14 protein-coding genes are annotated in these 14,889 nt (G+C 41.8%); 9 read left to right on the forward strand and 5 right to left on the reverse strand.

The features are described from left to right. Positions 1-26 precede the first annotated feature (26 nt). Complete coding sequence (locus G7B18_RS13115) at positions 27-1,163, forward strand: sensor histidine kinase (protein ID WP_164122956.1); 1,137 nt, start codon at positions 27-29, stop codon at positions 1,161-1,163. A 1-nt stretch (position 1,164) separates the two neighbouring features. Here G7B18_RS13115 and G7B18_RS13120 read toward each other — a convergent pair whose 3' ends face one another. The 4 genes from G7B18_RS13120 to G7B18_RS13135 all read right to left on the reverse strand — a co-directional run bounded on the left by G7B18_RS13120 (position 1,165) and on the right by G7B18_RS13135 (position 3,615). Continuing rightward, positions 1,165-1,419: a hypothetical protein gene (locus G7B18_RS13120; RefSeq protein WP_164112315.1), complete on the reverse strand. Its 255-nt coding sequence runs from the start codon at positions 1,417-1,419 to the stop codon at positions 1,165-1,167. A gap of 111 nt (positions 1,420-1,530) precedes the next feature. Next, positions 1,531-2,163, reverse strand: a complete 633-nt coding sequence (locus G7B18_RS13125; RefSeq protein WP_164122957.1) for a ferritin-like domain-containing protein — start codon at positions 2,161-2,163, stop codon at positions 1,531-1,533. 134 nt (positions 2,164-2,297) lie between these two features. Further along, positions 2,298-2,981, reverse strand: a complete 684-nt coding sequence (locus G7B18_RS13130) for a DUF421 domain-containing protein (RefSeq protein WP_164122958.1) — start codon at positions 2,979-2,981, stop codon at positions 2,298-2,300. Positions 2,982-3,303: 322 nt separating this feature from the next. Beyond that, positions 3,304-3,615, reverse strand: a complete 312-nt coding sequence (locus tag G7B18_RS13135; protein WP_317164374.1) for a phosphatidylglycerol lysyltransferase domain-containing protein — start codon at positions 3,613-3,615, stop codon at positions 3,304-3,306. A 185-nt stretch (positions 3,616-3,800) separates the two neighbouring features. Here G7B18_RS13135 and G7B18_RS13140 point away from each other — a divergent pair, with 185 nt between their 5' ends. From G7B18_RS13140 to G7B18_RS13155, 4 genes are all read left to right on the forward strand, one after another. Beyond that, positions 3,801-4,574, forward strand: coding sequence for a phosphatase PAP2 family protein (locus tag G7B18_RS13140; protein WP_164122961.1), 774 nt, complete (start codon positions 3,801-3,803; stop codon positions 4,572-4,574). A 105-nt stretch (positions 4,575-4,679) separates the two neighbouring features. Further along, entirely contained in the window at positions 4,680-5,492 is an 813-nt protein-coding gene (locus G7B18_RS13145; protein ID WP_164122963.1) for a helix-turn-helix domain-containing protein, read from the forward strand. Between the two features lie 265 nt (positions 5,493-5,757). Then, positions 5,758-6,165, forward strand: coding sequence for a hypothetical protein (locus G7B18_RS13150; protein ID WP_164112322.1), 408 nt, complete (start codon positions 5,758-5,760; stop codon positions 6,163-6,165). 143 nt (positions 6,166-6,308) lie between these two features. Further along, positions 6,309-8,528, forward strand: coding sequence for an ATP-binding protein (locus G7B18_RS13155; RefSeq protein WP_164122965.1), 2,220 nt, complete (start codon positions 6,309-6,311; stop codon positions 8,526-8,528). Positions 8,529-8,561: 33 nt separating this feature from the next. Here G7B18_RS13155 and G7B18_RS13160 read toward each other — a convergent pair whose 3' ends face one another. Further along, positions 8,562-9,539, reverse strand: coding sequence for a YihY/virulence factor BrkB family protein (locus tag G7B18_RS13160; RefSeq protein WP_164112324.1), 978 nt, complete (start codon positions 9,537-9,539; stop codon positions 8,562-8,564). Positions 9,540-9,740: 201 nt separating this feature from the next. On the opposite strand from G7B18_RS13160, the gene G7B18_RS13165 reads away from it, so the two are divergent. From G7B18_RS13165 to G7B18_RS13180, 4 genes are all read left to right on the forward strand, one after another. Next, on the forward strand, positions 9,741-10,718 hold the full coding sequence (locus G7B18_RS13165; RefSeq protein ID WP_164112325.1) for a PLP-dependent cysteine synthase family protein: 978 nt from the start codon (positions 9,741-9,743) through the stop codon (positions 10,716-10,718). Beyond that, a complete protein-coding gene (locus G7B18_RS13170; RefSeq protein ID WP_164112326.1) occupies positions 10,702-11,781 on the forward strand; it encodes a DUF6695 family protein in 1,080 nt (359 codons plus the stop codon). Before G7B18_RS13165 ends, G7B18_RS13170 begins: the two co-directional genes overlap by 17 nt. Continuing rightward, positions 11,772-12,140, forward strand: coding sequence for an aspartate 1-decarboxylase (gene panD / locus G7B18_RS13175; RefSeq protein ID WP_164112327.1), 369 nt, complete (start codon positions 11,772-11,774; stop codon positions 12,138-12,140). Before G7B18_RS13170 ends, panD begins: the two co-directional genes overlap by 10 nt. A gap of 223 nt (positions 12,141-12,363) precedes the next feature. Continuing rightward, complete coding sequence (locus tag G7B18_RS13180; protein WP_164122967.1) at positions 12,364-14,763, forward strand: PDZ domain-containing protein; 2,400 nt, start codon at positions 12,364-12,366, stop codon at positions 14,761-14,763. Positions 14,764-14,889: the final 126 nt, after the last annotated feature.

The raw sequence follows: 14,889 nt of genomic DNA on the forward strand, positions 1-14,889 counted from the left end.
GTATTGTGGCATGATTTATGTAAAATATGGTCATCTTATCACTTTATCTTCGTACTATGCTACAATATGATCTGGATTTGCTACAGGTTCTAGAACACTCACCTTTGGCCTGTGCTATCTATGACAATCCAGACTTGCGTATAGTATTCGTTAATGAAGCAATGCTGGCTATGTGGTGTGTCCCAAAAAATATTCTGGGCAAGAGATTTGGGGAAGTGTTTCCTAGCTTCCGCGTAGAAGGTTTTGAGAGCATACTCGAAAAAGTATGGCATAGTGGTATCACCTACCGTGCTACAGATACTCCGGCAGTTATTGTCGACGGGGCGGACAAACACCTCCGTTATTTCGACTTCGAATATAAGGCACTGCTGGATGAATCGGGAGATACCTATGCTATACTACATACAGCTACAGATGTGACTACACGCGTCGAGACAAATAGTCAACTCCAGATCCAAAAAGAACAATTATCATTCAATAGTGATTTAGAAACGTTAACATATACTCTTTCGCATGATGTAAAAAATCCTTTGTCCATTGCAAAAATGGGCATAGGTTACCTCAGACGCCGAAAGGATCAGCAAGCTCCGGATAATCTGCAATGGTTTGAAGTAATTTCACAGGCGATCGACAATGTCGAAAATATCATCAACCAAACAGTACAACTTAGTGCAGCCCGTTCTATTGCAAACGTTCAGGAAGTACATTGTGTGACGGCCAAAATACCAACATGGTGCCAAGAAATCAAGATATTGCATCCTTCTTTTCAAGGCAACGTCCGACTAGGTCATCTCTTGCCTATCTATGGCAATATCGGCGCCATTTATCAGATCTTTATAAACATTATCGGCAATGCGGTCAAATATACGTCTCATGTTGATCAGGCTCAAATCGATATCTATAGCGAACAAACGGACAAAGGCGTGGCATACTTCATAAAAGACAATGGAATCGGTATTCCAGAATCCGAGTTGACAAAAATATTCCGCATTTTTAGTAGAGCCAGCAACACCACAGAACATCAAGGTACAGGTATCGGCCTGTGCCTGGCAAAACGCATTATCGAACGCTACGGAGGTAATATTAATGTGTCCAGTACAGAAGCAAAAGGCACACTGGTTCGTCTCTTCTTCCCGGATAAGGTGAAAACTAAGTTATTGTAAATCAATCTTCGGTCGCGTACCTGACGACCTCCTGCGAATACCTATGTCTAAAACTTATCGAAAGATGATCTTCGAGTCCATGCAACCTCTCATAGATGGGACTCTCCGAATACCTGTACTCCAACTCCTTTAAGGCCTTCAAAACCTCTTCATCATCGCTATACTCGCCGAATACCACTTCCGTATGTGTTAGTTTATTGGGCGCCTCCACGCTTTTAATTATTTTGATATTTCTATTGATAACAGCCTGTTCCATAGCTGCACAAAATTTAAAATAGGCTGCCCTAGAATCGAGCCTATTATTTACCGTATATAAAATATAGAAGAACATATTATTCCGTGTTGGGCAGCCTGTCACTGCTAGCCTCTACTCTGCTTTCGAATTGAGGTTAGTATCCGCTATACTCGTCAATAGCTCGTCACATTTCTTCTCTTCTTTCAAGGTTTGCAATAATAATTTGAGCGCCTCTTCATGTTCTAAGACTTTGGCAAAAGCGGCGAGCGTACCATATGTAGCGATTTCGTAATGTTCTACCTTTTGCGCGGCCGAGATAATTCCAGCGTCACGTACTGGTCCAGACTGGGTCTCCCCCATAATGCTTTCCCCTTCCTCGATCAGACCTTCCATGGCGTCGCATTTCTCTGTCTTCGCCTTCTTACCGATACTTTCAAAACACGCTTCAAGACGTTGCACATGTACTTCGGTCTCTTGGATATGCTGGGTTATAGCCCTTTTCAATTTTGCTGAAGTAGCATTTTTCTCCATCTTAGGAAGAGCTTTCAATAGTGCCTTTTCAGCCCATAAAATATCCTTAAGACCATCCTCAAACAGATCTTGCAGATCCTTTGCTGCATCAGCCTTCGCTTTCAACTTTGCGGTTGTAGCGCCCTTGTCAGTTTCTTTCTTCGGGTTATTAGAGGTAGACGACACCTTTACTCCTGCTTCTGCTTTAGCGCCTGTGGTGGAAGTTTTTGTTGAAGTTTTCATTGTTGTTGCCATAATATGATAAAATTTAAGGCTTTATTAGCCGGTGATCGATACTTGAACAACGTTGTCTGGTGTCGGTTGATAAGTCCAATCAAAAAGCGTATTATTTGCCTGAGATCACGTACAAACACGTGTCGTCTCCCCTATTAACTGTGTCTCTTTGTATTAATGGCTATGGTCCAATCATCCTTTCCACAACTTCTGCACTTTGGCAATGCACTATTTAATGCAGGCACTACAAGGCCACAATACATACAAGCAAAAGGCCCCTCATTTTGAGTTACATCAACTTTCTTGTAGCTCGAGGGGAACAACGGTAATCCATACCGCACTTCTTCATCGGCATAAAAAAGTATGCTCAGTGTACCGTCTACCTCCAGCACTCCTTCGCGCACTTGTCCAAGATGCTCGACGTTCAGATTTCGGAGTTCAGAGAAAAACTCCATTTTTGAAAAGTCGTTATCATTCTCATGCTTCATATCAAACACACCGTCTTTCACCACCGGCAACACCTTGCCCTCCAGCAGATAGGTTACTTTTTGAGATCGAACCGCAAGCCAGGTTACCGATTTATATACCAGGATCACACATATAAAGACAATGACAGCATGTACGATGGGGATATCACCCTGAAACATAGGATCACCTGCTGCCGAGCCTAGACTAATGATGATGGCAACTTCAAAAACAGTTAACTGTCGAACACCGCGCCGGCCAGACAAACGAAGTATGGTAAGAATAAGCACAAACATGATCACTGTGCGTATAGCGATTTCTATGAGAAAAAACACTTCTGAATCGCGGCCGATAATATCCTCTAAATTGATCATACGAGTTGATTAAACAAGAGAAGGCGATGTTTCATTACTGAAACACCACCTTCATTCACACACACTAAATTCCTTATTAACCTAACCTGTTAGTTAGGTTTCAACGCACTAACTAATGTCGATTTTTAAGTGTTGTTTCGGACATAGAACAACTCTACCTCACAATCGTTTTTCAATTCGTTTGTTTTTTCAGCAGCTTACATCTCCCCTGTTATAAAACCCTTCACAAACGAAATATATACACCCATGGTAACGAGCCAGTGATCCCACCAACCGAATAATACGCGAAAAATGTCGAGCTGTCTTATCCCCCCGTATAAAACTACCGTTTGGTAATCTTATTGATCACCAATGGTAATGATGCTAGATCGTAATGATTTTCATATATCATATATTTAGGACTCCATTTTGGCGAAAACTTGTCTTTAAACTCGTAAAGCCCTTGATAATGCTTGAACTGAGGTAACTTCTCATAAGCAAATTTTATCGCCCACTCTGAAAACCCCTTCGGATCTTCGATACCGGACATAGCAGCCATCCCCATGTTAAGATAGCTCAAGTTCTGCTTTTTCACCTCTTGAATTAAGGCGATAATCAATGCATCCATCACTCCGGAGGGGGCATCTTCTATGATTACATTGAATCACCAACAGCGATGAACCCAACCCGATTGTATCGGGTGAGCTCTTGAATGCTAACAGTAAAGTAAAATGTTATGAAAAAAGTTCTTGATGGCCTCTGCACACCTAAACTTTCAGAAAAAAGCTATAAAACACTTCTTTATTTCTATATTTAGTCAGTGAAAACAAAACCTATGGTATGGCAAACTTAAACCGACCACAAACAGTCTTTTTATTATTTATCTGGCTTTTGTTGCCCATCGTACTGAAAGCTCAGTCAGCAACAGTTAGCGCCACGGATACCATCAAGACGGCCAAAAGCCCGAAAAAAAAATACTATAAACAATTGATCGTACCATCAGTACTTATAGGCTACGGCATCGTGGGTCTTGAAAGCCCCTATCTTATCGGGAAGAACAACGAAATCAGAAACGAGTTTCAGGAAAATATCGACGAAAAAATCGCCATAGATGATTTCAGCCAATATGCCGGTACCGCCAGTGTATTTGCACTTGATGCCTTAGGCATCAAGGCAAAGCACAACCTGAAACAACGCTTATTTCGAGCCGCCTTGTCAAATGCTATTATGGCTACCACCGTAATAACCATAAAATCTACAAGCACCGTATGGCGACCAGACAGCTCCGCTAATAACTCATTTCCCTCTGGACACACTGCAACCGCGTTTGTAGGAGCCGAATTATTGTGGCAAGAATACCGGCATCAATCGATCTGGTACGGAATAGCCGGATATGCTGTAGCCACAGGAACAGGCTTTTTTAGAATGTACAATAACAAGCATTGGTTTTCTGATGTCGCCATGGGAGCTGGAATCGGTATTTTAAGTACTAAAATATCGTATTGGGTACTCCCGCTGTTCGAAGATCGTATAAAAAAGAAGAAAAACACTTACCTATTTCTCCCGGGATATGATGGTAAAAAAATCACACTGCACGCCAGCCTAAGATTTTAATTTATTAATTTATTTTGCCAGAGTTACCATTTATAGTTATAGACAAATAGAAAGATCATTAATTATGGGTTATTATTAATTTTGATTATTGTATAATTGTAAGTTATGAACGCTGACAAACAGATTATCGTAAAAGACAAAATCAAGGATCGAAGGCATATCAAGATCGTTGAATTTGACCGTTCAAAAAACATCACCCAACCGCATAGGCATAATGGCTATCTGGAACTGGTCTTCCTTTCGTCCACTTCGGGTATACATGTGATTGACGGTCGCGAATCTACCGTCAAGCCCCCCTGTCTTTTAGTCATCAGAAAAGACAATGTACACCATTGGGAATTGGTCAATCCTGTAAAAGGCTTTGTTATCCTTATAAAGGATTCTTTTGTGATGCAGAGTGCTGATTTTGAAATCAATAGATTAGTGGGCATCATCAGTCAATATGATACACTATATTTTAAACAGGGAGCGATCTTTGAAACCTTATTGCGTATACTCGTCAATGAAGGTAACAAAACCTGCCAAGAGGGATTGTTCAAAGCATTCCTGGCCAAGGTATTAGAACATGTAGACTCTTCAAATGAAGCTAAAGCCACCACTAAAAACATATACGACCGATTCTATGCGCTGTTGAATAGTGAGGCAAAGGTAATTAACCACGTGGCTTATTATGCAGTCAAACTTAACACCAGCCCACAGAATCTCAACGCAGTCTGTAAAAAGAACGCAAATCGCACAGCATCTGCACTTCTGGCAGAATATATTATCAAAGAAGCGAAGCGGTTATTGTTTTATACAACCTGTTCCATATCCGAAGTAGCTTTTGAACTTGGCTTCTCGGATAAATCTAATTTTGCTAAATACTTTAAACGCCATACCGGCACTACACCGACAGCGTTCAAAAAGCAAAACTATTAAAATTCCTTTTCTCCGCGTAAGTAGAACCGCTACGAAGCAAAGAAGTAACGGCCTTTTAATACCATTTCCAGCAGGCATACTATATCGCCGTTAAGGGCACAGCTACAGAACCTATAGAAACAACGTATTCTGCCTTTAAAATCGATGGTATAGAAGATAGGTTTACATCTACAGATGCGTGATGGGCGGACGGAGGCAATTAATAATAAAAAAACTCGTGCTTATCGACTACTTCTTGTAATTTAGCCGTTCAAACTTTATTAAAATGCCCTATCAAATTGTATTTAACGAATTTTGTGAACACATAAAATCAAGTATCAAACAAGGAACATTTGCCAAATTGACATTCGCCAAAACGATAGGTAATACGGAGTTAAAGAACATTTATGTACGACTTCATCTTTTAGATGCTGGAGGTTACGATTTCGCGTTAACCTTTTGCTACAAAACAGAAGAGATTGAACATTTCCATACCAAAGAAGAAGTATTTACCGTACTAAGCGACTATATTCGAAACCCGTTCAGCAGCGTAGTGTTATTTACCACCGAAATGGATCTTACCTTTAAAATCAACAAAAAAGGGGTCGGAAGTCTTGTTGAGCAAGCACCTACCTTTAAGAATCCATCCCCCCCAATGTTAGAAATGATAAAAAAAGGAATGGTAAATACATAAAATATGTCAGCTTTATACGGTAGATTTATCTAAACCGTATTTTTTTTTCTTCCCCCGTATTTATACCCTTACCGTTAGAACAGTCGTTCAAAACTTTGAGAAGTGACTTCATAAAGTTATATTTATACCTTGAACGTTTATTTATGGGTAAAGCATGGTTGCAGTGCGAAGATGAACCAATTCATCTTTGTGGCCAGATTCAGGGGTTTGGTTATTTGGTGGTGTTTGATTATGCCCTACAGTGTATAGCCATCAGTGATAACTTTGGAGATTGGCTCAACCTATCTGCGGGTGATTTATTAGGGAGCCCCCTGAATGACTTCTGGACAATTAGTAAACTGGATCCCGCTACCCTATCCACTTTCTTTTCTAAATTTGAAGAAGACCCATTATATAGACAAGTTTCAGAAATAAAAATAAACGAGAGAGACTTTCATTGGAGTATTTATCAACTTGAGCATAAAATTTACTTTGAGTTCGAGCAAATTAATACACGCAAGTCAAGTAATACCAAACTATATTCCCATGCGCGGCATTTGGACGCTGCAGGAGATGAGCTTTGGTTTGCACTCTGTTCCAGCATCAGTACGGTGATCAATTTTGACCGAGTCATGCTGTATAAATTTATGGATGATGGCAGCGGACAGGTCATTGCCGAAAAGACCGCCCCCGACATGACTTCGCTACTAGGCTACAAGTATCCCGAGTCTGATATTCCCAAACAGGCCCGTGAATTGTACACCCATTTTATAGCCCGTCATACAGTAGATGTTGATGCTCCAACGTACTCTTTATTAAGCAAGGAGACTGATCCCCTAGATTTAAGTAAATCCAGTATCCGCGCCTTGTCGCCCACCCACCTCCAGTACCTTCGTCATGCGCAGGTACGTGCCAGTGCCAGCTTTTCCGTACTTATGGACGGTCAACTGTGGGGACTCATAACCTGTCAACACCGAAATCCTAAAATGGTCGATCTGGCACAGCGTCACCTGTGCGTCTTCTTGGCTCAATATGCCGTAAATCGACATCTCGCACATCAACGAGAAATAGACCTACAATACAATAAAAAGATCAAATCCTTGGAGTTAGAGTTGAAAGAAAAGCTCTTGGTCAATCGCAAAATACTCGAAGTCCTGGCCGACAGTGCTCCTTCCCTCTGCAATATGGTATCGGCACAAGGCTTGGCAATTCAACACCCTGATGGTGTTTATCTATATGGTGAATCACCTATCCTTCAGCATTTTAGAGAAATTCAATTCGCTATCAATCAACGTAGTCAAAAAGAACTGCTTGCATACCATAATTTTACGTTAGCGGATCAGGCGTACGAAGAGACATTTCCAGGTGTGGCAAAAGTCGTCATATTGCGTGAACCAAAATTTAGTCTCTATTGGTTTCGTAAAGAAATAGAGATTGAAGAAACCTGGGCTGGAAATCCTAAAAAAACTCCTGTGGACAAACCAAGGGGGAAAGTACAATACCCTTCCCCACGAACATCATTCGAGGCCTGGAAGCGGAAAGTAAAAGGACATGCTACGCCATGGAAAAAAAGAGAACTGTTATTTATGCGCCGTATGCGATACATCGTACAGGACGCTGTCATGAAAAGAGTTTCTGAAATACAAGAGCTGAATGAAAGACTCGTAGAAGTCAATAATACACTAGACACCTATAGCTACACGCTCAGTCACGACCTAAAAAATCCTTTGTCTTCCATAAAGCTGGCGGCACAGGTGATTCAGCAGCGAGACAACCTACCACAAGAGTTTCTTAAAAAGGTAAGCACCAATATCCTGGAGGCTGTAGACCTGATGACAAATATGATGCAACGGGTATTTGAATTCTCAAAAGCCAAGACCTTTGACTTTGAATATGACACCATACATCCAGAACCCTTCATCTATAAGATCATCGCCGAAAGTAAAGAACGCTATTACTGCCCAGATCTGGATGTTCAAATAGGACAACTGCATCCGATCGTTGGAGAAAAAACTCTATTGTATCAACTTTTTTTAAATGTACTGGCCAATGCCGTCAAGTATAGCAGTAAGACCGAATATCCGCAAGTGTGCATAAACAGTCATTTCACTAAAGACGATGTTATATACCGTATTACAGATAACGGGATTGGCATCCCTGCAGATGAAGTTGAAAATATATTTGAAATATTCAAACGTATGTCCAATTCCAGCGGCTTTGAAGGTTCGGGAATCGGCCTATCTATCGTAAAGCGTATTGCTGACCGTCTACATGCAGAGATTAAGATTGAAAGTGAACTTGGACAAGGAAGCACTTTTATCATAAAATTTAAAAACCATCTAGTGAAGGAAAGCACTCTATTATCCCAAAACATGTCTTTTTAGCGTATCCTACAAGCTTTAACAGCGAAAAAACAGCTATTTGGTGCGTTTGCCCATTGCCTTTTCCTGCTCTGTCAACGGAGCAGGCGGCACTACATTAACCTCCTTCTCCACCTCCTTGACTTCAACATACACCGCAAACTCAGAGGGCTGTATCGGCGTGCCTTTATGGATCGCATATTCCCGTGTATAGACAGCTCCAAAATAGAGTATCGCCGAGGTATAGTATACCCATAACAGGATTAGTACAATAGCACTAGCTGTTCCATAGGTGCTTTCGGTGCCTGAATTTCCGATATACAGACCGATCAAAAAATGCCCGATTACAAACAGAACCGCGGTAAACAGTGCTCCCGACCGTACTGTTCGCCATTTGATATTGACATCAGGAAGTACCTTAAAAATGATGCAGAACATAAAAAAGATAATGCCAAAGGACAGTAAAAAATTTATCCCATTAAACAATTGCACCGAAGTGTCCGGAAAAAATCGCTGCAATCGATCTGTCAAAGCTATTATAATGCCATTTACGATTAGCGTAACTACCAGCAAGAAACCCAGGCCTATCACCAAAGACGAAGAAAGTAGGCGGTCTTTTATAATTTTCAACCAACCTTTCTTCACCTTAGGGCGTACATGCCATATGTTATTTATCGAGTTTTGGATATCTCCAAATACCGTAGTAGCACCAATCAAAAGCGTCACGACACTGATGGTAAGCGCCATATTCGACTTGCCCGAAAGAGAAAGATTTTTAATAATATCCTGTACCTGCAATGCCACACTACTACCGATCAGACCTCGTAACTCGGAAAACACCTTACCTTGTATAGCTTCTTCACCAAAAAAAATCCCTGCCAATGCGATCATTAAAACAAGGATAGGCCCTACAGAAAAAACCGTATAATAAGCCAGTGAAGCACTGTATTTTAAAGCCGATTCATTCATAAATCCCAACACCGCATTTTTCAATATCGTAAAATGCGCCGTAAAGATCTTCTTCGTTTTCTTCATAGTTTTTACAGTTGTCTCATCTCCATAACCAACCATAAGGGCAAATAGTTCATAAAAAACTTTAAAAACTATCTATTGCCTCTTTGCAGCAAACTTTTACCTCGTTGAACTGTTAAAACTTATAAAAAAGGGTAATAAACACAATACAATACGTCATTATATCGTTATATAAACAATAAATAAACTTTAAAATCATACCATTTGGATACTACGAAAATAGGAAATACACCACTACAACTATGCCCATACCTCTCCGAAAAATACGCCTGTAGTATATTTATAAAGAAAGAGTTCTATAACATTAACAAAACTTCGAAAGACCGCCCTGCCTGGTATATGATCCAACAGGCTATCGAGCTTGGTCTCCTCCAGCAAGGTGATACACTCGTGGAGGCCAGCAGCGGCAATACGGGAATAGGTCTAGCCCAATTCGCACAGCAACTCGGTTACGGCTGCCGTATTTACGTCAGCAAGGATTGTGCACGCGAAAAGCTTAGCCTATTGCGCAGACTGGGAGCTACTGTAATAGCTTGTGACAATTCAAATGGCCTATCTGACAAGGGGTCAACCCAATACCAAGCCTCTGTATATGCCCAAAGCACTCCAAACTGCTACTTTACAGACCAGTACAACAACCCCCAGAATCCACTTTCCCATTACCAGACTACTGGCCCCGAGATATGGGAACAGACGAATGGCAAGCTCACCCATTTTTTTGCCGGTATAGGTACAGGCGGAACTATATCAGGAACAGGCAAATATCTAAAAACAAAAAACCACAACATACAGATATGCGGTATAGAACCTAACGGTTCTATACTATCCCATTTAAAAAGTCATGGATCTCTTCCCAAAGCCCTGCCTACTATGGAAAAAATAGATGGTATAGGTCGAAGATTCGTTCCGACTGTATTCGCTCCAGAAGTAATCGATGAAATCTTTCAGGTGAGCCGAACAGAAAGTATAAGCTGGGCCAACACCTATTATGAAGAAGAAGAAATATTACTTGGCTTTTCCAGTGCAGCTGTTCTCAGCGGCTTAGAAAGATATGCGGAGAAACATCCGATACATGCAGACGACCGTATAGTCTTATTATTTGCAGACTATGGCGACCGCTACCTAAACAGCCTATATCCGACATTCAAAAAAGAGCTAGCACAATATGATGAGAAGTTTTAATGACTTTGCCATACCCTTGGCATGGCCAGACCAGACTGCTTTTGGAGACGAACGTTGGATGGCATTTTTAAAAAAATGCGGTATTGTCAAAAATCTAAATTTCAAAGTCGGTCATGCTGCTATTCTTCTCATCTCCCAAAATACAGGGAACATCGAGTATTATGACTTTGGCCGTTATGTCAGTCCACGTGGCGATGGTCGCGCACGATCCAAACACTTTGATCCCAGACTTCAAATAGACCGTATCGCCACATTTGATAAGTCACACAAAGCGATTACCAATATAGATGAGATATTGACCGAACTAAGTGCTATGGAAGAAGCTACACATGGAGGAGGGCGGCTCTTTTTTACGCTTGCACCAGATATCTGCTACGTCTCCGCAAAAAAGTTTGCCGATCAGTTAGTTACCAATGGTCCGATTCCCTACGGTGCTATTGCCAAAGGCAATAACAGTTGCTCACGTTTCGTTGCCCAAGTCCTTGTTGCTGGGATGCATCCAAAAGATCGGCGTATCAAAAAAATCAATTTTCCAGAAACATTGAAACCAAGCCCGATGAGTAACATCATCAATACGGGAGCGAATAATACCATTCACTGTTACCACGAGGGTATGGTCCAACAACAAAGAATGGGCAGGATCAGTTCATTAAATTTTCATTGGCAATTGCTCAAGGAAAATTTATCAAGCAAGCACATATCCACGCTTGGGTGTGACACCGACAATGGCCAATTAGATCGCCCGGCACTCCCACCCAATCTCCGTGAAAATGCCCAATGGCTAGGTGGTATAGGTGAAGGCATGTGGTTTCAGGTTCTTAACGATGGCATAAGCGAATCCCACTATTGGGTGGAAAGCTATACTTCTTCAGGGGTGTTGATCAATCGGATAGCGACCATATGCCCCCAACAAAACCTAGACCTCGCAAAACCGTTTGAAATTACCACTCAGATGGATGGTCTCCATTTTACTATTCTTCAAAACGAAATCAAGTATTTATTAAAAAAGACAGAATACACCTACAACAAAAAAATTATCAAAAGCAATATAACATGGAATTAACCTTACTAAAATCAAAAATACACACGGTAAAAGTAACCGAGGCCAATGTTGCCTATAACGGTTCGATCACTATTGATGCAGATCTATTGGATGCTGCTGGAATTAAAAAATACGAACAGGTATATATCAACAACGCCGTAAGTGGAAGTCGGATTATGACCTATGTGCTACCCGGCAAAAGAGGTAGCGGAGAGGTCTGTATGAATGGCGGAGCAGCCCTACATGCCAAGGTGGGAGATACTATTCATATCTTGGCATTCATTAATATGTCGCCCGAAGAAGCCGATAGCTACAAGCCTACCCTGGTATTTACCGAAGGAAATAATCAGATCAAATCCATAGAAACATATACATACTAACTAAATACACCACGAGGAGGTACTTCGTCAGGAAATACCTCCTCGTGTTACTCCCACACGAGATAGTAGCGATCATCAACCGCTCATGTTTGTACTACAGGTACGCCAAAATTAGGATGTCCCAATCCAATCCATACAGAAAAAAAACTTCCGTAACGCGCTGATTCTAGCTTATTTTTCCTTACTATATCCAACATTAATCTAAAAAAACCTATATTTAAGGATGTACTATACCTTAACCAATGTAATCCGATTCACCCTATTTATTTTACTGGGGTATTATTATCTGTCGATTCGAGTCTTCGCACAGCCTTCTGCCAACAGCAAAACGATCTATGTATCCCTATCCGGTAATGACCGTAACCCCGGCACCAAGTCTAAGCCCTATGCCAGTCCACAAGCTGGAATAGATGCCGTATCAAAGCTTAAAAAAGAGGGGTTCACCGGTGCAATCGAGCTTGTTCTTATGGACGGGAAATATTATTTGGATAAACCTCTCCAAATTTATCCCGAAATATCGGGAACCGAGGGTTCCCCCTTCACTATCCGTGCTGCTATAGCGCGAAATGTTACCTTAAGTGGATCCAAACTATTGGAGCTACAATGGGAGAAGCTAGAGAATGGCCTTTGGAAAGCGAAGGTACCGAAACAACTTAATTTCCAAGAGTTATTCGCCGATGGGAACAGACTCGTCCGCGCTCGCTACCCTAATTTTGACGCCCAAGTAGCACCCTTTAACGGCTATGCTGCAGACGCGATTTCTCCCGAGCGAACCTCAGCATGGAAAGATCCCAAGGGAGCTATCGTTCACGCCCTACACGCCGGAAGATGGGGCGGCTTCCACTATCGCGTCCTTTCCAAAGACCCCAAGGGAAACTTAATATTCGAAGGTGGCACCCAAAACAATAGACCTAGCAAGATGCATGATACCTATCGCTACGTCGAAAATGTTTTTGAAGAATTAGACACAGTCCTTGAGTGGTATCTTGATGAACAGACAGCCACGTTGTACTACCTTCCTGACTCTGGTACGGATCCCAATCAACAAACATTTGAAGCACCCTTACTAGAAAATATTATAACCCTTCTAGGAACAGCATCTAATCCAGTACATGATATTAATATCCAAGGCATTCGTTTTATCCATACGGCTCCTACTTTTATGAAGACGGCAGAACCGCTACTCCGCAGTGACTGGACCATATATCGCCAAGGGGCTATCAAGCTCGAAGGCACCACCAAGTGTACCATTTCCGATTCAGACTTTTCCGATCTTGGCGGCAATGCTGTATTCATCAGTAATTATAATAGAGCTGTTGTTATCCGCGACAATCTTATCGAACGCATAGGCGCTGGTGCCATCAACTTTGTTGGTTCAGCCGATGCTGTGCGTTCCCCCGCTTTCCGGTATGAAAAATTTGTTGCAGAACAAGATATGGATACCCTAAGCGGCCCTAAAACAACGAACTATCCCGCGCAGTGTGAAGCCCATGGCAACCTGATTCGTTATATTGGTCTGATCGAAAAGCAAGTCGCAGGTGTCCAGATAGCGATGGCCTCCTCGATACGTGTCTTTCACAACACCATATATCAGGTACCTCGAGCAGGTATAAATATCGGCGATGGCACCTGGGGCGGTCATGATATTGCCTTCAATGATGTCTTTCATACGGTACTGGAGACCAGCGATCATGGCGCATTCAATTCTTGGGGCAGAGATCGCTTCTGGCATCCCAATAGAACGCAAATGGATGCATTGGTCGCGAAGCATCCCCAATGGATTTTACTTGATGCTGTAGAAACCACATTAATCCGCAATAATAGATTCCAATGCGACCACGGTTGGGATATCGACCTGGATGACGGTTCTTCCAACTACCGCATCTTCAATAACCTGTGCCTCAGCGGAGGTCTAAAACTTAGAGAAGGTTTTTACCGGACGGTATACAACAATATTATGGTCAATAATGGGTTTCACCCACATGTTTGGTTTAAGGACAGTCACGATGTGTTTCGTCATAATATCGTAATGCAACCCCATCAAGATATACAGGTCCACTATTGGGGAGATACAGTAGACTACAATTTTTATACCCATAGGAAAGACCTGGAAAAGGATCAGGCAAAAGGCATAGAACAGCATTCGATCGCTGTGGAAAACATCAAGTTTAAGAATGCCTCTACCGGCGACTTTAGTCTTGATGGTTTCCCACTAAGGGGATATACAGACTTTGATATGTCCCACTTTGGCGTTAACGCACCAAGACTGCGTACACTAGCCGCCGAACCAGAGATACCAAAAATTACATTGGAAAAATCGAATAAAGACGGTGAATATTTTGATTGGAAAGAAGGCCGATTTAAATCCGTCGAAACATTAGGCGAGCAGTCTGCGGCCGGCTTACCGACCATAGCCGGAGTACGCATAGTAAAACTAGCAGACAGCTCCCTATTACACCGAGGAGGTTTGCGAACAGGCGATGTTATCGTCGCCTGCCAAGGCGAAACAGTCCACACGGTCAAAGATTTTAAGACCATTATAAAACGGGATGAATACCATACACAGATAACGATAGATTTTTACCGTAACCAAGTCAAACAATCGTTGGTAATCAAAAAGTAATCCCGCAGAAGATTCTTTAAAATATAAAAGCAGCTTCCACAAAAGATCTGATTCTTTGGAAGCTGCCTATAGAATTCAGCAATTATCGGATTTTTTCGTGCTGTTCCTTGTCCTAATTTTGGCTAA

Origin of the sequence: Sphingobacterium sp. xlx-130 (assembly GCF_011007405.1) — a bacterium.
GTDB classification, from domain to species: domain Bacteria; phylum Bacteroidota; class Bacteroidia; order Sphingobacteriales; family Sphingobacteriaceae; genus Sphingobacterium; species Sphingobacterium luzhongxinii.

Coding starts and splice junctions, on each gene's coding strand:
- G7B18_RS13160 (WP_164112324.1), bottom strand. CDS start 9,539: ATGAAGAAAACGAAGAAGATCTTTACGGCGCATTTTACGATATTGAAA.
- G7B18_RS13155 (WP_164122965.1), top strand. CDS start 6,309: ATGGGTAAAGCATGGTTGCAGTGCGAAGATGAACCAATTCATCTTTGT.
- G7B18_RS13130 (WP_164122958.1), bottom strand. CDS start 2,981: ATGATCAATTTAGAGGATATTATCGGCCGCGATTCAGAAGTGTTTTTT.
- G7B18_RS13125 (WP_164122957.1), bottom strand. CDS start 2,163: ATGGCAACAACAATGAAAACTTCAACAAAAACTTCCACCACAGGCGCT.
- G7B18_RS13180 (WP_164122967.1), top strand. CDS start 12,364: ATGTACTATACCTTAACCAATGTAATCCGATTCACCCTATTTATTTTA.
- G7B18_RS13115 (WP_164122956.1), top strand. CDS start 27: ATGGTCATCTTATCACTTTATCTTCGTACTATGCTACAATATGATCTG.
- G7B18_RS13145 (WP_164122963.1), top strand. CDS start 4,680: ATGAACGCTGACAAACAGATTATCGTAAAAGACAAAATCAAGGATCGA.
- G7B18_RS13170 (WP_164112326.1), top strand. CDS start 10,702: ATGATGAGAAGTTTTAATGACTTTGCCATACCCTTGGCATGGCCAGAC.
- G7B18_RS13150 (WP_164112322.1), top strand. CDS start 5,758: ATGCCCTATCAAATTGTATTTAACGAATTTTGTGAACACATAAAATCA.
- panD (WP_164112327.1), top strand. CDS start 11,772: ATGGAATTAACCTTACTAAAATCAAAAATACACACGGTAAAAGTAACC.
- G7B18_RS13140 (WP_164122961.1), top strand. CDS start 3,801: ATGGCAAACTTAAACCGACCACAAACAGTCTTTTTATTATTTATCTGG.
- G7B18_RS13120 (WP_164112315.1), bottom strand. CDS start 1,419: ATGGAACAGGCTGTTATCAATAGAAATATCAAAATAATTAAAAGCGTG.